This window comes from Kribbella sp. NPDC055110 (assembly GCF_053607525.1).
The window spans coordinates 33103-52338 of record NZ_JBSGTS010000008.1; the positions used below are offsets into that span (position 1 = coordinate 33103).

Sequence of the window (19236 nt, forward strand, 5' to 3'; positions counted from 1 at the left end):
GGGGCTTCCTGGCGCACCTACTCAGCCAGCCGGCGGATCGCTCAGGCGAGTTGAGCGAGGACCTCGGCCATCGTGGCGTAGCTTTCGTGGAGGGGTTTGGGGTTGGTTAGGCGGTGGCGTTCGAGGCGGATGGCGGCGAGGTGGCGGGCCTCGTAGATTTTGGCTCTCCAGAGTGCTGTGGGGGCTTGGTTCAAGGGGCCGTACGGCTGCCAGAAGGACTCGCGTTCGTCGGGTTTCGCCTGGGCCATGCGGATGGTCCAGTCTGCGGCGGGGTCGCCGAACTCGGTGCGGTCGAAGTCCAGTACGCCGGTGATCAGCGGTTCGGGCGCGTTCGCGGCGAGGAGGGTGTTGACCGTCCAGAGGTCGCCCGTCAGGAGCCGCGGCTCGCGTACTTCGTCGAGCTTCGCGCGCCCTTGTGCAGCCAGCTCGGCGGCCGTTCGTACGTCTGCGGCGTCGAGACCCGCCTGCTCCAGGTCGTCGGCGATCTGCGTGAACGATGCGATCACGACCTCGCTCCAGCGCGCGTACGACGGTCCGGCCACGCGACCGAAGTACGGGCCGCGTACGTCGTGCACGGTCCGGGTGATCGCGCCGAGTTGGCGGAAGAACGTCGTACGGCTGGACCGCGGATACCGGCCGAGGTGTTCCGGTGCCGGGATTCCGGGCAGGCAGGTCTGGATCATCCAGTCCCGGTCGATGACGTCGTGCGACCAGTCCACGGCCAGCACCTGCGGCATCAACGGCGCGATCGCCGTCAGCCAAGGAACGCTCGCATACTCGTTCCGCATCAGGTGCACCTCGGACCCGAACTGCGCCGCATCCTCCGGCGCCGCCCGCAGAATCACCGGGGCATCCCGTCCACCAAGCTCCACCCGATAGACGCTGTTGTATCCGGCGAACCCCAGCTCGACCGCCCTCACTGGTACCACACCACCACCAAACGCCCGCTGGCAAACCGCCGCGATCTCGGCGGCGCTCAACGACCGCTGAAACGCCCCCGCTCCCCGCTGAACGACCTGAAGCTCCATGGCGCGGTGGCTCAGCGCCTCGGCCTGCGCCGGCCGGCGGACTCCAGCGCAGCCACATACCGCGCGTGCTCCGCGCCGGAGATCATGCCTACACGTTCGGCAAGGTCAAGCAAATCCCACGTATCGGCGACCCTGAGACCGTGAACCTCAGCGTGGATGAGGGCGCCGGTGTCATCGCTGATGAAGACCGCCGTGGAATGGAGGCCGCGGCTCGTGACGATGGCAATCGTCTCGGCCTCGCCCAGGTGTTTGGTCGGCCGGTCGCCAGGCGCGGCCATGCCATCCCGCAGCACCCTGGTGGTCAGCAACTCGGCCGGCGTGGGTTCGAGCGGCTCGCCAAGGAAGTCACGCACTCCGTTGAGCGCCGCCAGGCCATCGACGCGGGCCGATTTCGCACACTCCTGCGAGACCGAGAGACACCAGCGGCCGTTGCCGTTGGCAAGCTTCTCGAGGAGATCGACCCGACTGACGATGGCGAAGTTGATCAGGACGGTGTTGTCCGGAAAGAACAGGCTCACGCGTCAGCGCTCAGAGGCCGAGCGCTGACGCGAGAGAGTCGACGGACTCGTGCACCGGGGTCGGTCGATCCACGACCAGGTCCTCCTCGGCGGTATCCAACATCCATGCCAACGTGCCCGGCGAGATCTCACCGACTGCGATCCGCCGAACATGGGCGGCCTGCAACGACAGGGGGAACCGTCGCATTGCCGAAGCACTCATACGCTCCGTGATCAGGTCGATCGGCAGAGCGAATTGACCGCTGGTCGCGGCCGGCCCAGCGACCTCGCTCAAATGCTCCCGCAGCAGCCGCTGAGTGGAACCATCCAGGAGCTTCCGCACCCGGGGGGACACTCGGAGTTGCAAACTGGTCAGCCGCGTCGCGAGCGCCTCACAGGACACGCCTGCGTCCCACACGAACTGGGCCAGCTCGGGCGGACTGCTGGCACGCCAGTCAACGGCACCCAGGACCGACCTCGGCAGCAGCAATTCAGCAGCGAAGGCGTTGGCAGCTGCCTCCTGGCCACCCTGGGCATCCTCGACATCGTGATGGCGCAGGGCGAGGTGGGCCAACTCGTGCGCGACAGACCAGTTGCTGCGGAACCAGTTAGCCCGGGCGGCCAGGAGGATGACGTGCCGGCCACCGACGGTGAAGGAGTAGTCGGTCGTCAGACCGGCTACCCGTACGACGTCCACGTCCAGCCGCTCCTCGACGCGATCGGCAATCCGGCGCACGAAGTCGTCGCCTAGCGCTTCGCGGAGCTCACCTGCTGACATCGGAAGAGCCGCAGATGGATGCCCTGCGTCTGGATATGCCTGCCGATAGGCGAGCGCGACATTGGCCAACTCCTGGTCGTCTTGCTCGCGGCCAGGGACGCTGTGCTCGCCGGTCACGCGGTCGAACTCGTGCCGAGCCGCGATCCGCACACCGTGCGGATCGGCCTTGCCGGTGATCAGCCAATGGAGATCCGCGTCAAGAAGCTCGGCCAGCATCGAAAGCTCGATCGAGGAGAACGCGCGCTTGTCGTTGAGCGCACGGGAGAACGCATCCGGCGTCATCCCGATCTGCTCGGCGATGTCTCGCTGCCGAGTCGCCGGGAGAGCCGATGCGATGCGCTCGTGCACACGTCCTCCGATGCTGCTCATACACCGAGGATAGCCCCGAATTGGGAAAATCCCAACAGCCGCTCGTGGGCAAGACCCTTACAAGTCGTAGGTGCGGGTGGCGGTGGTGTTGAAGATGGCTTCTTGTTCGGTTGGGGTCAGGGGTGAGGTGAGGGTTTCGGCGGTTTGCGCTACGTCGGCGTACGACGCGGCGAGGAGGCAGACGGGCCAGTCGGAGCCGAACATGACTCGGTCGGGGCCGAAGGCTTCCAGGACGGTGTCGGCGTACGGCTGGAGGTCTTTCGGGGTCCAGGTGGTCCAGTCGGCCTCGGTGACCATGCCGGAGAGTTTGCAGGTGACGTTGGGGAGGGCGGCCAGTTCGCGGAGTTGGGTTGCCCACGGGTCCAGCGGTTCGCCGATGACGGGTTTGGAGATGTGGTCGACGACGAAGGTGAGTTGCGGCAGGTTGCGGGCGGTCTCGATTGCGGCGGGGAGGTGTGGGGTCTTCGTGAGGAGGTCGTACGCGAGGCCGGCCTCGGCGACTGCAGTCAGACCGCGTTGTACGTCGGGACGCAGTAGCCAACTGGTATCGGGTTCGTCGTGGACCTGGTGGCGGATCGCCTTCAGGTACGCGCCGTCCGGACGGGCCTGGAGCGATGCGAGCGTGTCGGCCACGTCGGGAGCGGTCAGGTCGACCCACCCGACCACCCCGGCCACGAGGTCGTTGCCAGCGGCAATCTCCAGGAATTCTACTGTTTCCGCAACCAGGCCGACGGTCTGCACGAGTACGGTCGCGCTGATGTCGGCGGCCGCGGCGAGTGGGACGAGGTCGTCGATGGAGAAGTTGCGCCGGATCGGGTCCAGCTCCGGTCCGACCATCCACGACTGTTCGCGAACGGTCAGATCCCAGACGTGGTGGTGCGCGTCGACTCGGCTCATGCGGCGGTGGTCCCCTCGGCGTGGATGAGGCGGATGACTTGCTGGCTCATGCGGTCGTAGTCGTGATCGTTCGGCAGTTCACCTTGTACGGCGTGGTCGCGCATCACCAGGACCCGGTCGGCAAGCGTGATCATTTCCGGCAGGTCGGACGTGATCAGCAGGATCGCCAGCCCGTTGGCCGCGAGGTCCCAGATCAGCGTGTGGAAAGCGTCCTTCGTCCGGACGTCGATCCCGACCGTCGGCTCGTCGATGATCAGGATCTCGGTCTGCGCCGCGAGCCATTTCGCCAAGGAAACTTTCTGCTGGTTTCCGCCCGACAGCGTTCCGGCGGACTGCTCGGGCGAGGCGATCCGGATGCCGAGCTGCTCGACGTACGTCGCGACGGTCGCGGCCTCGGCCTTCGCCGGCACGTATCCGAGCGCTTTCCGCAACCGGTCCCAGATCGTCACCGCGATGTTCCGGCTCACCGACTGCTCGAGGAAAACGCCTTCTTCCTTGCGGTTCTCGGTCACGTAGCCGATCTTGTGGTTCCGCAGCGCGTCCCGCACGTTCCGGATCCGTACCGCTGTGCCGCGGACACGGACCTCGCCGCCGGTAATCCGGTCCAGCCCGAGCAGAGCCTTCGCCAGCTCGCTGCGCCCGGCGCCGACGAGACCGTACAGTCCGACGATTTCTCCTGGCCGTACGGCAAGATCCACGCCGACGTGCCCGGTCGCCGTACTCACGCCTCGGAGCTCCAGCAGCGGTTCCGCAGAAGCATCCACCGTTCGTGGCGGCAAGGACAGCGCCTCGTGGGTACGGCCAACCATCAGGTCGACGACCTCGTCGCGTGTGAGGTCGGCCAACGCACCGCCGGTCAAGACGGACGCGCCGTCACGGAGGACGGTTACCGTGTCGCAGATCTGGAAGACCTCTTCCAGCTTGTGACTCACGAACAGCACCGCGCGCCCGTCGTTCTTCAGCTTCTCGACGACGCGGAACAGCAACGCGGCCTCGTTCGGCGTGATCGAGGCGGTCGGCTCGTCCAGCAACAGCACGCGACTCTCGATCGACAACGCTTTCGCGATCTCGACGAGCTGCGCCTGCGCGACGGACAGTTCCGTCACCGGCTGGTCGGGATCGATGTCGAGCTCGAGTTCGGCCAGCCAACGCGACGCCTCCGACCGGATCGCGGCGCGATCGACCAGGCCGCGGGAGGTCGGGAGGTTCTGCAGCAGGATGTTCTCGCCGACGGTGAACCCGGGGATGAGGTTGCGCTCCTGGTGTACGACGCCGATGCCCGCGGAGGCTGACTCGTGCGGCGACCCGAACGACACCTCGCGGCCGTCGAGCAGCAACCGTCCGCCGTCAGGCCGGTACAGCCCGGTGACGACCTTGATCAACGTCGACTTTCCGGCCCCGTTCTCACCGAGCAGGGCGTGCACGGACCCCGCTTCGAGGGCGAGATCCACGCCGTCCAGCGCCCGTACGCCGGGGAACACCTTCACCACGTTCTCGGCCTGGAACAGCGTCATACCGCACCTCCCGCCACGGTCGCGTCCGGCGCTTTCACGACCGTACTTCGTTGTTGCCGACGGCTCCGGACCTGGCCGAGGACGACCGATCCGAGGACGACCGTGCCGACGACGAAGTTCACCCAGGACGGCTCGAGCGAGAACTCCGCCCGCGCCGTGTCGACGAACCGGACGATGAACGCGGCCAGGACGGTCCCAAGTACGACGGCCGACCCGCCGGTGAGCAACGCGCCGCCGATGATCGGCGCCGCGAAGGACGGCAGCAGCCAGTCGCCGCCGATGCTCTTGTTCACGCCCGGCGAGGACGCGACGGTGAGGATCGCGGCGACGCCGAGTACCGCGCCGGAAAGCGTGTGCGCGATGATCACCGATCGATCGTTGGAAATACCGGAAAGACGCGCGGCAATCGGGTTTCCGCCGGAGGCGAGCAGTTGCCGGCCGGGGACGGTACGGCGCAGCAGGACGGACAGACCGCCCGCGACGATCAGAGCGACGATGAAGATCCAGGGGAGGACGCCGAACAGGGCGGACGACCCGAAGTTCTTCAATCCTTGGGGATACGCGTCGACGGTGCGGGTGCCGACGAGGCGGTACTGCACCCCGAGCAGGATGGTCATCGTCGCGAGCGTGACGATGAAGCCGTTGATCCGGGTGAGCACCACGAGCACGCCGTTCACCAGACCGGCGGCCGCCGCGAGCAGGAACCCGATCAGCAACGCGAGCGGAGCCGGTACGCCGTGGTCGGCCATCAGCACGGCCGTCGCGGCCGCGGCGAAGCCGCCGATCGCTCCGACGGCGAGGTTGAGCTGCCCCACGGCCAGAACGACCATCTGCGCGAGGCCGATCAGCACGGGCACCGCGAGGAACTGCAGCAACACGCGCAGCGAGTTCGCCGACAGCAGGTCTCCGTTCGACGCGATCACCAGGAACACGAAGAACACGACACCGATGGCCAGCAGAGTCATCTCGGTCGAACGAACGAAGCGGTTCATAGCCGACGCCCTTCCTGTTCAACCTCCGCTGGTGGTGGAGGCGGCGGCGGCGCGGTGGGGCGGTGGGTTGGGGTGAGGGACTGGCGTTCTGAGAGGAGGGTTCGTACTCGGTCGGTGGACAAGGCGACCAGGAGGATCAGGCCGAGGTAGATGTTGAGGCTTTCGAGGCCCACGCCCAGCAGGTCCAGACCCTTGCGGATGACTGTCGTGAGCGCGGTGCCGAGGAGCGTGCCCCAGATGGAGACGAACCCGCCGGCCAGCAGCGTGCCGCCGAGGATCGGGCCGAGGAACGACGGGAGCATGAACTCCTCGCCGATCGTCGCCTTGATCGACCCGGTGGAGACGGCGAGCATGAACCCGGCCAGCGCCGCGAGGCACCCCGACATCGCGTGCGCGACGATCACCCGCCGCGCCGTCGGGATCCCGGACAACTCAGCGGCCCGCACCGACGAGCCCGTCATCAGCAGCTCACGACCGAGCCGCGTCCGCGCGTAGATCCACCCGACGACCGCCATCGCGACGACCGCGAAGATCGCCAGCTGCGGTACCGCAGGCGACCCGCACACATTCCCCACGCAGACATCAGCCAGCGAGTAGTTGCGCAGCTCCCGCATCCCGGCCGGCTTGGTCACAAATGCAGCGTTTTCCGTCAACGCCGTGTACACCAGCGGAATCAGCCCGAGCAGCAGGAAGTCCAGCGCCAGCGTCACCACGAACGAGTTCACCCCGGTCCGGGCGATCACCCATCCCGCCAGCGCGCCGATCGCCGTACCGGCAACGAGTCCGACCAGCAATCCGGCGTACAGACCGAAATGCCACAGGTCGTACGAGATGCCGGTGATCATCATCGAGAAGGCGGCCATCCGCCCGACGGCCAGGTTCATGTGGCCGATCGACAGCACGCACAACTGCGCCAGCCCGACCACGGTGAACATGGCGATGTCCCGCAGCAACGGAAACACCACGAGCTGCTGGTTGAAGAACGCCGGCCGCAGTACGCCGAACAGCGCGGAGAGCAGTACCACCAGGATCAGCAACCCGATCCGCTGGTTGGCCCACCAAGGCGGACGGCGTACCTCAGCAGCCGGCGCGTCCTCTTGCAGCGCCTCGGTGGCGGTCGAGGAGACGCTCATCCGACCCGCCGATCGTCAATGGCGTCCGGGTCCCAGTCGATCCCCAGACCCGGTACGTCGGGCGCTACCGCATGCCCGTCGACCACCGCCATCTCCGATCGCGTGATCGCCCGGAGTTGCGGGATGTGCTCGACGTACCGCCCGTTCGGCACCGCGGCGGTCAGGCTGACGTGCAGCTCCATCAGGAAGTGCGGACACACCTCCAGGTTGAACGTCTCCGCCAGATGCGCGACCTTCAACCACGGCGTGATCCCACCGATGCGCGCCACGTCCACCTGCACGATCCCGGCGCCACCGGAAGCGACGTACTCCCGGAACTGCGAGACGGAGTACAGCGACTCCCCCACAGCGATCGGAATCGAGGTGGACGACGCCAACTGAACATGGCCGGTCACGTCGTCGGCAGGCAACGGCTCCTCGAACCACGAGAGATTCACTGCCTCGAACGCCGCAGCACGACGACGAGCCTCGGGGTATGTCATGGACTGGTTCGCATCGACCATGATGTCCAGCGACGGACCCACTGCGTCCCGCACTGCCCGCAGCCGCTCCACATCCTCGTGTACACGCGGTTTGCCGACCTTGAGCTTGACACCGGGCCAGCCGGCCTTCTGCGACGCGAGAGCACCCGCCACCAGCTCATCCGTTGTCAGGTGCAACCAGCCGCCTTCTGTGTCGTACAGCGGCACCTGCTGCCTGTACCCACCAGCCAGCCGCCACAACGGCTCACCGGCCCGCAGACACCGCAGGTCCCACAGCGCGGTGTCTACAGCAGCCAGAGCGAGTGAAGTGATCGCACCGACCGTCGTAGCGTGCGTCGACCAGAACAGGTCCGACCAGATCCCTTCGACGTTCCGCGCATCCTTGCCGACGAGTCGCGGCAACAGGTGGTCCCGCAGCAACGCCAGTACGGCGGTGCCGCCCGTGCCGATCGTGTACGAATACCCGAGCCCCGTCAGCCCATCGGATGTCGACAAAGAGACGAAGATCGTCTCCTGCTTGAGGAACGCCTGTACCGCGTCGGTTCGGACTGTCTCGACCTCAAGGTCGACCAGGTACGCGTCGGCCTTGGTGATCGTGCTCACTGGCAGCTCAGGTGGCTGACGAACTCGGACTGGAGCTCCTTGGTCTTCGCCTTGCGCTCGTCGTCGTACGTGTCGACGTTGGCCTTCGTGACCACGAACGACCCGGAGTCCACGATCACGCCCGGGTCCTTCATCGTGCACTGCTTCGACTGCAGCAGGGCGAGCAGCCAGCCGCCGACGTACGCCTGACCGACCGGGTTCTGGGTGACCGTGGCGGCGACACCGCCGGACTTGATGCCGGCCAAGATCTTGGCGTCGTCGTCGATCGCCACCACCTTGATCGGAAGCTTGCTGCTGGCAACGCCGTCGGCGGCGGCCACGGCTGGGTTGTACGCGGTGGTGACGATGCCCTTGATCTCCTTACCCTTGGACGCGAGTAGGTCGGCGACCGCCTTCTGTGCGGTGGAGAGGTCCTTGTCGATATCGGTGATCACCGGCAGCTCGGTGACCTTGCCACCGGTCTCGGCGATCGCCTTCTTCACGCCGGCGATCCGGCGCTGGGTGTTCGAGTCGACGTTGTTGCCGGTCAGGTGCACGATCGTGCCCTGGCCGCCGATCGCCTCGATGGTCGCCTTGGCCGCCTTGTACGCCGCCGTCTCGACGTCCGTGGACAGGCAGAAGTCGGCCGAGTTGGTGTCACCGGCCGGGCAGGACGCCAGCGAACCGACCGCGAAACCCTTCGCCTTCAGGTCCTCGAACGTCGAGTTGATGTCGGTCGGCGACACCCCGAAGATGCCGAACGCGTTGTACCCCTGCGCGGCCAGCGAGTTGATCACGTTGTTCTGCTTGCCCTGGTCCCACTCGCCGGTCTCGTTGAACGTCACGCCACCGAGCTTGAACTCGGTCTTGTCCTGGTCGGCGGTGGTCTTCCACGGCTGGAAGTACGGGTGCGCGCCGCCCGGGATCAGCGCCAGCTTGACCTGGGAGCCGTCCTTCAGCGTCACCGGTCCCGAGGACGCCGACGTCGACGCGCCGTCGCCCGTACCGGTACCGCTGGACTCGTTGGCGCTCTTCGTCGTACAGCCGGCTGCGAGCGCGACCGTGGCCAGGCACAGCACGGTCCGACGGATGGTGAGGTTCATGGGGCGGCTCCAGATCCTATAGGATATTGCGAATCCGATGCTGCCCCCTCACACTGGAGCCGTCAAGACTCGTCGAGGTAACGATGACGTCCGGCAGAATGTGAGCTTCCCGGGAGGAGCGACATGACTGATGCGCACGTGGGCCTGGCGGGTCAGCTCGCCCGCCTGCCCCAGCGACAGGTGCTGAGTGACGACGTCTACGAGACGGTCAAGGGCCTGATCATGGACAGCGTGGTGGAGCCGGGCACCCGGCTGAACATCGACGCACTGACCCGTGAGCTGGGCATTTCCCAGACCCCGATCCGGGAGTCGCTGGCCCGGCTGGAGTCCGACGGCCTGGTGATCAAGGAGCCGCTGCGCGGGTACCGGGTGTCGTCCCGGCTGACCCGCGAGGAGTTCGAGGACCTGTTCGAGTACCGCCTGCACATCGAGCCGTGGGCGGCCGGGCGCGCCGCCGAGCGGTCGGGCGCCGACGACCTGGCCCGGCTCAAGGCGGAGATGCTCAGCTACACCGACGTACCGGACCGTCCGTCGTACGAGAGCTACCGGGCGATGGCCGCGCACGACCAGCGGTTCCACGACCTGGTTCTGGAGCTGGCCGGCAACGACACCGCCCGGCTGTCCTTCCAGCGGACACACTGCCACCTGCACCTGTTCCGGCTGTACTACGGTGGCGGCATCGCGACGAAGGCGTTGCGAGAGCACAAGGTAGTGGTGACCGCCGTCCGGAAGGGCGACCCGGAGGAGGCGGCCGCGGCGATGCGGTCGCACATCGAGGCCTCCCGCGCCAGGCTGCGGCCCATCTTCGACAAGGCTGATCCGTCCTAGGGAGACATTTGTGGAACTGCTACGCCTGGGCGCGGTCGGTGAGGAGCGCCCGTACGTGCGCGCCGCCGACGGCACCGTTCACGACCTGAGCCCGCTCACTGGAGACATCGACGGCGCCTTCCTCGCCGCCGACGGCATCGCCCGCACCCGCGCCGCGCTCGAAGCCGGCGAGCTGCCGGTCGCCGACACCGAGGGCCTGCGGGTCGGCGCGCCGATCGCACGGCCGGGCGCGGTGGTCTGCATCGGCATGAACTACGCGGCCCACGCGGCCGAGGGTGGCGCCGAGCCGCCGAAGCAGCCGATCGTCTTCTTCAAGCACCCGAACACGGTCGTCGGCGCGTACGACGACGTGCTGGTACCACGCGGCTCCGCGAAGACCGACTGGGAGGTCGAGCTCGCGGTCGTGATCGGCAAGGAGGCGCGGTACGTCGAGACCGACGAAGACGCGCTCGCCTGCGTCGCCGGGTACACCGTCTCGAACGACGTGTCCGAGCGGGCGTTCCAGATCGAGGTCTCCGGCGGCCAGTGGTCGAAGGGGAAGTGCTGCGAGACGTTCAACCCGCTCGGGCCGTCGCTGGTTCCGGCCGACGAGGTGGACCAGACGAACCTGAACCTGCGCTCGTGGGTGAACGGCGAGCCGCGGCAGGACTCGAACACGGCCGACATGATCTTCTCGGTCGCCGCGCTGATCCGCGACCTCTCGCAGTACATGGTGCTGAGCCCTGGCGACATCGTGAACACCGGTACGCCGGAAGGCGTCGCGCTCTCCGGCCGGTTCCCGTACCTGTCGCCCGGCGACACGATGGAGCTGGAGATCGACGGCCTCGGCCGCCAGAAGCAGTCCCTCGGCAAGGCCTGAAAACTGTCCCCGGCCGGCTTTAGAGTCGGCCGGGTGACCGACTTCCTCGCCGATATCAGCAGCTCGTACGACAACGTCGCGGTGTCGTACGCCGAACTCGTCGTGACCGGCGCCGAATGGGAAGACGCTGCCTTCGACCTCTTCGCCGGCCTCCTGCCCAGCGACTCCAAGGCGGTGCTGGATGTCGGATGTGGGCCGGGGCGGACGACCGGGCTGCTGGCTGCGCGCGAGCTGCAGGTCGTCGGGATCGACCTCTCGCCCGGGATGATCGAGGTCGCCCGCCGCGACCACCCGGAGCTCGAGTTCCGGGTCGGCTCGATGACCGCGCTCGACGTACCGGACGACTCGGTCGCCGGCGTCGTGTCGTGGTGGTCGATCATCCACCTTCCCCGCGACGTCGTCCCGCAGGCGTTCGCCGAGTTCCACCGGGTGCTGGCACCCGGCGGCATCCTCCTGATGGGTTTCCATGTCGGCGAGGAGTCGACTCACAAGACGTCCGGCTACGGCGGCCATCCGATGAACATCTACGTCCACCGGTGGACCGCGTCGGCCCTCACCGAGCTCGCGGTCGCGGCGGGCTTCACGCCGTACCTGGACTCCGAAATTCCCGACGACCGGCTGCTGTTGCGGAAGTAACCTCTGCCCATGACTTCTCGCGTGCGTACGGTGACGTTCGATGCCCACGACCCCTACGAGATCGCCGGGTTCTGGCTGCAGGTCCTCAATGCCGAGCGCCCCGACGACGACCATCCCGGCGACCCGTACGCCTCGGTCGAGTCCGACGGTCTCACCGTGCTCTTCGAACAGAACAACGACGAGAAGGTCGTCAAGAACCGCGGCCACCTGGATCTCGAACCCGACACCACCCGCGACGAGGAAGTCGCCTGGCTTCTCACCCTCGGCGCCACGATCGCCAACGACCACCGCAACCCGGACGGCACCGGCTGGGTGGTCATGCACGACCCCGAAGGCAACGAGTTCTGCGTCCTCCGCAGCGCCACCGAACGCGCCGCGACGAGCTGAACGTTGCCCGCGGTGGTGTCAGGATCTGGCAGGCTCCTACAGATCGTCGACGTACGGTGTCTGGCCGGTGAACGTCAGGCGCCAGTCGGTGTTCTGGGCGGTCACGGTGAGGTCGTAGCCCTGGCGGCGGGCGGTCAGTTCGTGGCGGCCGTCGGCGGGTTCGGAGACGGTGACCTTCCAGCCGCGGGACTCGAGGGTTTCGGCGGCGAAGCCGATCTGCGCCTCGGGGTCCGGGGTGGTGGTCGGGTCGCCTGTCTCGACGGTGATCGTGCAGACCGATTCCGGCCCGCTTTCGTCGGAGAGGGCGCCTTGGTCGACGGGACCGACGTCCTGGGTCACCGCCGGTTTCTGGCCGGGTACGACGGTTGCCGCCACCGCGAGGAGTTCCGAGCGGAGGTGGTTGCGAGCTTCGGTCAAGGTCACGCTTCCGTGATACACCGTCCGGCCAACCCTCGCGAGGTCACGCCGCGTTTCGATCGTCAGGAAACGACCGGTGTCTCCCCGGTGAACGCTATCCGCCAGTCCGTCGCCCACGCGTGGACCGCGACATCGAAGCCGTCCCGGGTGGCGGCGACCCGGAAATGACCGTTCTCCTCGGGTACGACGTCCGCGGTCCAGCCGCGGGCGCGCAACGCCTCGGCCGCGGCTTCGACGGCCGCCGCCGGGTCCGGCGACCGCGGGTTGCCGGTCTCGACGGTGACCCTGGAGACCGTGGCCGTCCCGCGCCCGTCGAACAATACGCCGGGATTCACCGGCCCCGGATCGTGCGTCACGACGGGCCGCTGATCAGGTACGACGGCCTCCGCCACCGCCAGCAACTCGCTCCGCAGGAACTCCCGCTCGCCTGTCATCGCCGCCGCCCTTCCGAGCCCCGTCCCGCACCGTGTGTCTGGCCCGCACCGTTTGTCTGGCCAGTACCGTTCGCCCGGCCCGCACCGTTCGACCGGCTCGGAGCAGCCTGTCCGGCGGCGGCTCCGGCCGACTCCTTCGACGGTTTGGTGAGGGCCACAACTCCGTCGTACACCTTGGACGCCGCTCCGGCGACAGCGTTCAGCGGGCCGCCCCACGACGTACCGAGGAGGAGCTTGGTCTCGGCGGATCGGCTCGTGTTCGTGGTCGTGATGTGGGTCAGGTCGCCCCGGACCACGCGGCCGATGTTGCGCAGCGCCTCGCTGTTCGGCCGGTAGTACTCGTTGTGCCAGTGCACCGACACCGGGTCGTCGCCGGCCCGCGGATCAGCGGTCGCCATCCGGATCCCGTCCGGGAAGTTCGCTGGATCCGGTCCGTGCCACTCGGAGTACGAGACGTAGTCCCCCGGCGCGCGCTCGGTGTACAGCCGGGTCGGCGGCTGCACGAAGTCGGCGGCCTCGTCGACGTACTTCGCGATTCCCGGCGAGCCCGTCATCACCAGCCGCCTCGGTCGGGCGCCCGCCATCACCGCCTGCGCGGCCACGTCGGTGCCGTACGAATGCGCGACCAGCGTGACGTCCGCGTCCTCGGCCTTCAGTTCGTCGACCTCGTCCAGGAACTCCGCGAGCGGCGGCCCGCCCGCGATCGCCGCATCCTTGCTCGCGGCCTGCACCAGACCCTGCGGCGAGTCGTAGTCGAGCCACACCACGACCGCCGTACCGGGGCCGGCCTCCTGCTTGATCAGGTCGCCGCGGTCCGACTGCCCGCGGAACGTGTCCAGGCTGTTCCCCATCCCCGGAACCAGCACCGCGACGTTCTTCGCCGCCTGGAGATCGCCGAGGACCTCGACCGCACGGCCCTTCCCCTCGGGGTCCACCGCGTAGAACTGCCGCGGCCGCTCCACCTCGACGACGTTGCCTTCGGCATCCACCGACGTCGTCTTGACCGGAGTGAGCAGGTCCTTGACGGTGTCCAGCCGCTTCCGCTGGTCGTCACTCGCAGTGCCGGCGTCAACCGCGGCCTGCAGGCGGTCGCGAGCCGCGACAAGCACGGCATGGTTGGCGCGGAATCGTTCGGCAAGCAGGTCGGACTCAGTCATCGTGACTCCCCGTGACAGCCGGTCACCTGGGCGTGCAACCGAGCCAACCGCAGTTTGTCAGGCCTAAGGTACGAAGGCCAGTGACCAGTTGCCGGAGTGGTACGAGAGGTTGACGGTGGCCAGGGGGCGTACGTCGACGTGTCGGAGCGACTCGGCCGGCGCGTCGACGACGTACAGGACGATCGCGCGGACGACCGCCGGATGGACGATCGCCAGCGCGGAGCCGTGTTCGCGCGCCGCCAGATCGCCCAGCCAGTCGGCGACCCGCGCGAGTACGTCGTTCTCGGTCTCGCCGCCGCCAGGCGTGGCGGTGTGCGGCCGCTCGAGCCACGCCGCCACCTGCGACGGCTCGGCCGCGAGCAGCTCCTCCAGCCCGCGCCCGGTCCAGTCGCCGTACTCACGGTCCCGCAGCGCGGGCTCCACCACCGGGTCGAACCCGAGTACGTCGGCCGTGCGTACGGCGGCCTGCTCCGGCCCGGCGTACACGACATCAGCGGACAGCTTCAGCTCGCGCGCAGCCTCGACACTCGACGGATCCGGCTCGGCGTCACCACCGAGCACGAGTCCGCGCAACGCGGGCGTCAGGGCATGCGCGACCACGGTCAGCGCCTGGGGTGGTGCGGTCAAGCGGCAGCCACCTTCGATCGGATCGGCCGGCGGTCCACCGCGACCGCATACCCGAATCCGAGCAGGAGCCACAGCGTCGCCTGCGTACCGAGCGAGGCGAACCGGAACTGCCACAGCAGCGTAGCGGGGAACGTCTCCGGAACCTCGTTGATTCGCGGCAGAATCAGGTACGCCGCCACCACGGTGACGACCAACCCGACGACACCGCCCGCGAGCCGGGCGACCTCGCCGTACCGCGCCGCCCACCGGGACAGCGCGACACCGGCCCAGACCGCGAGCAGGCCGATCACGAGCGTCAGGAGATACGTGACCGTACGGCGCGTGATCGTGTCCGGATCACCGACCGCCGGTGGATTCGGCGGGTACTTGAGGAACGGGACCAGCACGATGCCGACGAAACCCGCCGCGGCCAGTCCGAGCGCGGCGTACGCGTCGTTCCCGGTCCGGAGCTTGCGGCGGAGCAGCGTGAACGCGACGGCGAACAGTCCGCCGAGCGCAACGCCGTACAGGCTGGTAGCGAGGAACAAGCCGGCCTTCTGGCCTTCACGGCTGACCAGCGGCTCTTCCTCCTCCGCCTGCACAGCATGGTCATGATCATGGGTGTGCGCGGCACCGGCCTCTTCGATCGCGATCGCGGCGTCGACACGCGACTCGCCCAACGCGTAGGCGAACGTTCCGGCCAACAGGCCGGCGAAGAGTCCGACGATCAGTCCGCGCACCAGGAGCGATCCAAAGGTGCGCATCTGATCTAGTGGCAGGGCACGCCGAGTAGGTGGCGACCATCGTGCATCAGCTCGTGCAGGTACATCCCCGAACGGGACACCGCACCCTGGTCGAACCCGACCAGATACGCGAGCAACAGCATCAGGCCGACGCTGAGCAGCGCGGCGGCAAGGAGCTTGGGAGAGAGAGCCGGTACGGCGACCGACTGGGCAGGAGCTGCCATTGAACTTGACCTCCTGGGGAAGTGCGCGTCCCCTTAGAAAGGCTGCGAGTGCCCGAGCGTCCTGACTTACGAGCCGAAACTCGATCACAGTGGCGCGGCCGCGCCGGCTTCTCACCGGCTTCCCTCATGGCACCGCAGGTTGACCCTCGAACCGTAGGGGCCCGCCCACCCCCCGGTCAACGCACCACGGCGCGCCGGTGACCTATCCCACCCGAGCCCACGCAGTGTGGACACCACGTCAGGGGTTATCTGACGCTTCGGCCCGATGCGTGCGTGTTGGTGGCGGTATGCGGGACTTGAGACAGGCCATGGGGTGCAGGAACCCGACATTTCCTGTCCCCACCCACCAGCGCCTGTCCCCAGTCCCCACCGCACCACACCACCGCACGCGCGGCTCGCACGCACCGCACCCGGTATGCACCGCCCGGTGAACCGTCCCACCGAACGGCCCGGACCGAGCGCGACAAGAGCCCGCGCACACGAGGGGATATCCGATGGTGTTGTGGCTTCTCTGTTGGTGTTAGAGGGGAGAACCCACCATTCGAGGGGATATCCGTTCTTGTGCCCGAGGTGGGGGTGTGGTGGTGCCGGCTGGGTGATCGGGTTGGTAGTGGCGTGGCGGCTTGCGGGCGGGGGTGATGTGCAAGGTCGACAGGTAGTGCACCGGCGAGACGGTGTACACGCGGGCACGTTCACGCTCAGGTGCACTACCCGGCCACCCGACATGTCCTGTCGAGCGTGCACATCACACCAAGCCCGGCACCGCCCTGGAACCCGTCGACCACCCACACCTCAGTCACAAGAGCCGGCTATCCAACCTTCGGTGTGGCGGCGGGCGCGGGAAGACCCTCCAGAAACCCGGGGCGCCGAGCGGCTGGTCGCATCTATCCTTGGGGGATGCCGTCCGCTCAGCACTTGTTTGCGTTTGCGATTACTGCGTTCATCATCATCGTTGTCCCGGGGCCTAGCGTGTTGTTCATTGTGGGGCGGGCGCTTGCGGTGGGGCGGCGGGAGGCCGTGTTGACGATGGTGGGGAACACGCTGGGCGCGGCGGTCCTGCTCGGCGGGATCTCGGTCGGGCTCGGGACGTTGATCGCTGCGAGTGCGATCGCGCTCACCGTGGTGAAGCTCGTCGGGGCGGCGTACCTGATCTATCTCGGCGTACAGGCGTTCCGTTCGCGGAAGTCGCTGGTCGAGGCGATGCAGGGTACGGCGAGGCCGAGCACTGCGCGGCGGACGATCCGGCAGGGGTTCCTGGTCGGGGTGACGAATGCGAAGACGGCGGTGTTCTTTGCGGCTGTGCTGCCGCAGTTCGTCGACAAGGGGGCTGGGGCGCCGGCGTGGGCGCAGATCTTGGTGCTCGGGCTGATCTTCATCGTGATCGCGCTCGGCTCGGACAGCGTGTGGGCGTTCGTGGCCGGAACGGCGCGCGAGTGGTTCGCTCGTTCGCCGCGCCGGCTCGAGCTGGTTGGCGGGACGGGCGGCCTGATGATCATCGGCCTCGGCGCGAGCATCGCGGTGACAGGGTCTAAGGAGTAGCGGTACGTCGGCCCGCGGGTACTCCGAGGAGTGCGAGCAACGCGGGGAGGCCGAAGGCGACGAGGTACGCCAGCACCGCGGAGTGCGGTTCCATTGCCGCGAACAACGATCCCCCGATCGCGAGGATTGTTGCTGTCGACAACGAGTCGCTGAGCTGCAGGGCAGAGCTGTTGGCGCCCTGCTCGTCGCGTTCGGAGTACTCCAGGACCAGCACCGACAGCGTCGGGAACACGGTCCCCATACCCAGACCGGTCAAGCTCCAGCCGAGGATGCCGACCAGCACCGGGACGTCCGGGTTGAGGGTCAGCGCCGCCGTGACGATGCCGACCAGGATCGCGAGCATGCCGGCCTGCAGGAAGACGGCGTGTGAGAACGGCTGGTTCGGCCGGCCGCGATACCAGGACGCGGCGGACCAGCTCAGTGCGCTGACCGTCAGCACAAGACCGGCGAGCGCCGGCGACAGGCCGCGTTCCCGGGTCAGCATCAACGGCAGGAACACCTCCGCGCCGAACCCGGACGCCGCCACCAGCCCGCGCAGTGCGACCACCGACGGCAGCCCGCGCCCGAACGCGAACGTCCCGGATGGCAGCAGCCGCGGCCCGAACGCGATCACCCCAGCCAGACCGACCACGAGCAGCCCGATCTGTAGGACACCACGCTGCTGTCCGCCGTAATGCAGCAGCCCAACACCCACAGCAGCCGCGACTGCCCACAGTGCCCGCTTGTCCCACAACTTCCCCGGACGTACGTCGTACGCGCTGCCACGGGCCAGACCGGGACGCATCACGAGTGCGGCCGGAATCGCGATCACCGGTACGGCGAGGAAGACGATCCGCCAGCTCGTGTGCTCGACGACGAGGCCGGCGATCGCGGGTCCGACGAGGGACGGTACGACCCAGCCGGTCGCGAACGCGGCGAAGATCCGCGGGCGGAGGCGGGCCGGGTACAGCTGACCCACGACGACGTACAGCGCGACCGTGAGCAGGCCGGAGCCGAAACCTTGGATGATCCGGCCCGCGACGAGGATCTCCATCGACGGCGCCAGACCGGCGATCAACAGGCCGGCCAGGAACCACGCCGTACCGTGCCAGAGCGGACGGGTCGGTCCTTTCAGGTCGCTCCAGGTGCCGGAGACAACCATCGCGACCACGCCGGAGGCGAGCGGGCCGCCGAACGCGAGCGCGTACAGCGGAAGGCCGTCGAGCGCCTGCGCAACAGTCGGCATCGCGGTCGCGACCGCCAGGGACTCGAACGCGACCAGGGTGATCAGCGCGACCATCCCGACGGTCAGTGCACGGTACTTCGGTGAAAGGACGCCGCCCGTCTCAACAGGGGGCTCGGCAACGACGGTCATGCCGACGACCATCGTTGCTCAACTGCGCTTTAAGTCAACTAGAGAACCGCGGCGAGAACGAGCGCGAGAAGCGGCGGCACAGCTTGGGTGGCGGCAGCACGAACCATCCGGCGATCGGAGGCGACGAGCACGATGCCCGCGCCGGCCATGCACGCGCAGGCGAAGAGCGCGATGGCGTGGCCCTTGTCGCCACCCCAGATCAGCCCGCCAAGCGCACCGATCGCCAGGAACAGGTTGTAGAAGCCCTGATTGAACGCCCACGGCCGAGCGGTCTCGACCTCGGTGTCCTTCACCAGGAACCGCTTGTACGTGCTCGGCTTCCGGAACAGCACGCTTTCCATGGCGAACACGACCACATGGAACACACCCGCAATACCGACGAAGATCTGCGCGATCACGCTCATGCGGGGAACGTACCGCTACGCTCGCCAATCCGCCGCGAAGGCGCGCGCTGGATTGCTCCGGAACACGATCGCCTGGCCGCCCGCGTCCGCAAACGCCCGTACCTCGGCAACGGCTGCCGCCTCGTCGTGCAGCTCCTGGCCGGGGAGTGCAGCCGAGCGGAAGAACAGGTGGTCGTGCGAGTCGGTCATGCCGAGCGCGTCCGGCGCGAGGTCGTTCAGGACCGTACGGATCCGCATCAGTACCTCTCTGTCGGGTCACGGCACCAGCAGTGG

23 protein-coding genes and 1 riboswitch are annotated in these 19236 nt (G+C 67.8%); of the genes, 5 read left to right on the forward strand and 18 right to left on the reverse strand.

Annotation, left to right across the window (positions count from 1 at the left end; genetic code table 11):
• Positions 1-41: 41 nt before the first annotated feature.
• From ACWF0M_RS14540 to ACWF0M_RS14580, 9 genes are all read right to left on the reverse strand, one after another.
• Positions 42-920 (reverse strand): phosphotransferase family protein, encoded by an 879-nt coding sequence (locus ACWF0M_RS14540; RefSeq protein WP_452236138.1) that lies wholly within the window; start codon positions 918-920, stop codon positions 42-44.
• A gap of 119 nt (positions 921-1039) precedes the next feature.
• Positions 1040-1546 (reverse strand): hypothetical protein, encoded by a 507-nt coding sequence (locus ACWF0M_RS14545; protein ID WP_452236139.1) that lies wholly within the window; start codon positions 1544-1546, stop codon positions 1040-1042.
• A gap of 10 nt (positions 1547-1556) precedes the next feature.
• Positions 1557-2672, reverse strand: a complete 1116-nt coding sequence (locus tag ACWF0M_RS14550) for an ImmA/IrrE family metallo-endopeptidase (RefSeq protein WP_452236140.1) — start codon at positions 2670-2672, stop codon at positions 1557-1559.
• 57 nt (positions 2673-2729) lie between these two features.
• Complete coding sequence (locus tag ACWF0M_RS14555; protein WP_452236141.1) at positions 2730-3569, reverse strand: amidohydrolase family protein; 840 nt, start codon at positions 3567-3569, stop codon at positions 2730-2732.
• On the reverse strand, positions 3566-5083 hold the full coding sequence (locus ACWF0M_RS14560) for a sugar ABC transporter ATP-binding protein (RefSeq protein ID WP_452236142.1): 1518 nt from the start codon (positions 5081-5083) through the stop codon (positions 3566-3568). The genes ACWF0M_RS14555 and ACWF0M_RS14560 overlap by 4 nt, the downstream gene beginning before the upstream one ends.
• The gene (locus tag ACWF0M_RS14565; protein WP_452236143.1) at positions 5080-6075 is read right to left on the reverse strand and encodes an ABC transporter permease; all 996 of its coding nucleotides are present in this window, start codon (positions 6073-6075) and stop codon (positions 5080-5082) included. Before ACWF0M_RS14565 ends, ACWF0M_RS14560 begins: the two co-directional genes overlap by 4 nt.
• Positions 6072-7208 (reverse strand): ABC transporter permease, encoded by a 1137-nt coding sequence (locus ACWF0M_RS14570; RefSeq protein ID WP_452236144.1) that lies wholly within the window; start codon positions 7206-7208, stop codon positions 6072-6074. The genes ACWF0M_RS14565 and ACWF0M_RS14570 overlap by 4 nt, the downstream gene beginning before the upstream one ends.
• Positions 7205-8293: a mandelate racemase/muconate lactonizing enzyme family protein gene (locus tag ACWF0M_RS14575; RefSeq protein WP_452236145.1), complete on the reverse strand. Its 1089-nt coding sequence runs from the start codon at positions 8291-8293 to the stop codon at positions 7205-7207. The genes ACWF0M_RS14570 and ACWF0M_RS14575 overlap by 4 nt, the downstream gene beginning before the upstream one ends.
• On the reverse strand, positions 8290-9375 hold the full coding sequence (locus ACWF0M_RS14580) for a sugar ABC transporter substrate-binding protein (protein WP_452236146.1): 1086 nt from the start codon (positions 9373-9375) through the stop codon (positions 8290-8292). Before ACWF0M_RS14580 ends, ACWF0M_RS14575 begins: the two co-directional genes overlap by 4 nt.
• A 123-nt stretch (positions 9376-9498) precedes the next feature.
• Here ACWF0M_RS14580 and ACWF0M_RS14585 point away from each other — a divergent pair, with 123 nt between their 5' ends.
• The 4 genes from ACWF0M_RS14585 to ACWF0M_RS14600 are packed head-to-tail and all read left to right on the forward strand — an operon-like array spanning position 9499 to position 12085.
• Entirely contained in the window at positions 9499-10203 is a 705-nt protein-coding gene (locus ACWF0M_RS14585) for a GntR family transcriptional regulator (protein WP_452236147.1), read from the forward strand.
• A gap of 10 nt (positions 10204-10213) precedes the next feature.
• A complete protein-coding gene (locus ACWF0M_RS14590) occupies positions 10214-11062 on the forward strand; it encodes a fumarylacetoacetate hydrolase family protein (protein ID WP_452236148.1) in 849 nt (282 codons plus the stop codon).
• Between the two features lie 33 nt (positions 11063-11095).
• Positions 11096-11698 carry a class I SAM-dependent methyltransferase gene (locus ACWF0M_RS14595; RefSeq protein ID WP_452236149.1) on the forward strand — a complete coding sequence of 201 codons (603 nt, stop codon included), beginning with the start codon at positions 11096-11098 and terminating at the stop codon, positions 11696-11698.
• 9 nt (positions 11699-11707) lie between these two features.
• Positions 11708-12085 carry a VOC family protein gene (locus tag ACWF0M_RS14600; protein ID WP_452236150.1) on the forward strand — a complete coding sequence of 126 codons (378 nt, stop codon included), beginning with the start codon at positions 11708-11710 and terminating at the stop codon, positions 12083-12085.
• 36 nt (positions 12086-12121) lie between these two features.
• Here ACWF0M_RS14600 and ACWF0M_RS14605 read toward each other — a convergent pair whose 3' ends face one another.
• From ACWF0M_RS14605 to ACWF0M_RS14630, 6 genes are all read right to left on the reverse strand, one after another.
• Complete coding sequence (locus ACWF0M_RS14605) at positions 12122-12508, reverse strand: hypothetical protein (protein WP_452236151.1); 387 nt, start codon at positions 12506-12508, stop codon at positions 12122-12124.
• Positions 12509-12564: 56 nt separating this feature from the next.
• Positions 12565-12936 carry a hypothetical protein gene (locus tag ACWF0M_RS14610; protein WP_452236152.1) on the reverse strand — a complete coding sequence of 124 codons (372 nt, stop codon included), beginning with the start codon at positions 12934-12936 and terminating at the stop codon, positions 12565-12567.
• On the reverse strand, positions 12933-14093 hold the full coding sequence (locus ACWF0M_RS14615) for an alpha/beta hydrolase (RefSeq protein ID WP_452236153.1): 1161 nt from the start codon (positions 14091-14093) through the stop codon (positions 12933-12935). Before ACWF0M_RS14615 ends, ACWF0M_RS14610 begins: the two co-directional genes overlap by 4 nt.
• Positions 14094-14156: 63 nt before the next feature.
• On the reverse strand, positions 14157-14720 hold the full coding sequence (locus ACWF0M_RS14620) for a histidine phosphatase family protein (protein ID WP_452236154.1): 564 nt from the start codon (positions 14718-14720) through the stop codon (positions 14157-14159).
• The gene (locus tag ACWF0M_RS14625; RefSeq protein WP_452236155.1) at positions 14717-15463 is read right to left on the reverse strand and encodes a CbtA family protein; all 747 of its coding nucleotides are present in this window, start codon (positions 15461-15463) and stop codon (positions 14717-14719) included. Before ACWF0M_RS14625 ends, ACWF0M_RS14620 begins: the two co-directional genes overlap by 4 nt.
• A 5-nt stretch (positions 15464-15468) precedes the next feature.
• Positions 15469-15666: a CbtB domain-containing protein gene (locus tag ACWF0M_RS14630; RefSeq protein WP_131284143.1), complete on the reverse strand. Its 198-nt coding sequence runs from the start codon at positions 15664-15666 to the stop codon at positions 15469-15471.
• Between the two features lie 33 nt (positions 15667-15699).
• Positions 15700-15828: riboswitch (cobalamin riboswitch) on the reverse strand.
• Between the two features lie 735 nt (positions 15829-16563).
• Between ACWF0M_RS14630 and ACWF0M_RS14635 the strand changes: the two genes are divergently transcribed.
• Complete coding sequence (locus ACWF0M_RS14635) at positions 16564-17205, forward strand: LysE family translocator (RefSeq protein ID WP_452236156.1); 642 nt, start codon at positions 16564-16566, stop codon at positions 17203-17205.
• Here the strand turns inward: ACWF0M_RS14635 and ACWF0M_RS14640 are convergent.
• Genes ACWF0M_RS14640 through ACWF0M_RS14650 form a run of 3 tightly spaced genes read right to left on the reverse strand, consistent with a single transcriptional unit; the run spans position 17195 to position 19200 of the window.
• Entirely contained in the window at positions 17195-18559 is a 1365-nt protein-coding gene (locus ACWF0M_RS14640; protein ID WP_452236157.1) for an MFS transporter, read from the reverse strand. The genes ACWF0M_RS14635 and ACWF0M_RS14640 overlap by 11 nt on opposite strands.
• Before the next feature lie 38 nt (positions 18560-18597).
• Complete coding sequence (locus ACWF0M_RS14645) at positions 18598-18963, reverse strand: DUF1304 domain-containing protein (RefSeq protein ID WP_452236158.1); 366 nt, start codon at positions 18961-18963, stop codon at positions 18598-18600.
• A gap of 15 nt (positions 18964-18978) precedes the next feature.
• A complete protein-coding gene (locus ACWF0M_RS14650) occupies positions 18979-19200 on the reverse strand; it encodes a hypothetical protein (protein ID WP_452236159.1) in 222 nt (73 codons plus the stop codon).
• Between the last annotated feature and the right edge of the window lie 36 nt (positions 19201-19236).

Coding starts and splice junctions, on each gene's coding strand:
- ACWF0M_RS14645 (WP_452236158.1), bottom strand. CDS start 18,963: ATGAGCGTGATCGCGCAGATCTTCGTCGGTATTGCGGGTGTGTTCCAT.
- ACWF0M_RS14640 (WP_452236157.1), bottom strand. CDS start 18,559: ATGACCGTCGTTGCCGAGCCCCCTGTTGAGACGGGCGGCGTCCTTTCA.
- ACWF0M_RS14560 (WP_452236142.1), bottom strand. CDS start 5,083: ATGACGCTGTTCCAGGCCGAGAACGTGGTGAAGGTGTTCCCCGGCGTA.
- ACWF0M_RS14625 (WP_452236155.1), bottom strand. CDS start 15,463: ATGCGCACCTTTGGATCGCTCCTGGTGCGCGGACTGATCGTCGGACTC.
- ACWF0M_RS14550 (WP_452236140.1), bottom strand. CDS start 2,672: ATGAGCAGCATCGGAGGACGTGTGCACGAGCGCATCGCATCGGCTCTC.
- ACWF0M_RS14615 (WP_452236153.1), bottom strand. CDS start 14,093: ATGACTGAGTCCGACCTGCTTGCCGAACGATTCCGCGCCAACCATGCC.
- ACWF0M_RS14630 (WP_131284143.1), bottom strand. CDS start 15,666: ATGGCAGCTCCTGCCCAGTCGGTCGCCGTACCGGCTCTCTCTCCCAAG.
- ACWF0M_RS14555 (WP_452236141.1), bottom strand. CDS start 3,569: ATGAGCCGAGTCGACGCGCACCACCACGTCTGGGATCTGACCGTTCGC.
- ACWF0M_RS14635 (WP_452236156.1), top strand. CDS start 16,564: ATGCCGTCCGCTCAGCACTTGTTTGCGTTTGCGATTACTGCGTTCATC.
- ACWF0M_RS14570 (WP_452236144.1), bottom strand. CDS start 7,208: ATGAGCGTCTCCTCGACCGCCACCGAGGCGCTGCAAGAGGACGCGCCG.
- ACWF0M_RS14565 (WP_452236143.1), bottom strand. CDS start 6,075: ATGAACCGCTTCGTTCGTTCGACCGAGATGACTCTGCTGGCCATCGGT.
- ACWF0M_RS14650 (WP_452236159.1), bottom strand. CDS start 19,200: ATGCGGATCCGTACGGTCCTGAACGACCTCGCGCCGGACGCGCTCGGC.
- ACWF0M_RS14585 (WP_452236147.1), top strand. CDS start 9,499: ATGACTGATGCGCACGTGGGCCTGGCGGGTCAGCTCGCCCGCCTGCCC.
- ACWF0M_RS14580 (WP_452236146.1), bottom strand. CDS start 9,375: ATGAACCTCACCATCCGTCGGACCGTGCTGTGCCTGGCCACGGTCGCG.
- ACWF0M_RS14610 (WP_452236152.1), bottom strand. CDS start 12,936: ATGACAGGCGAGCGGGAGTTCCTGCGGAGCGAGTTGCTGGCGGTGGCG.
- ACWF0M_RS14600 (WP_452236150.1), top strand. CDS start 11,708: ATGACTTCTCGCGTGCGTACGGTGACGTTCGATGCCCACGACCCCTAC.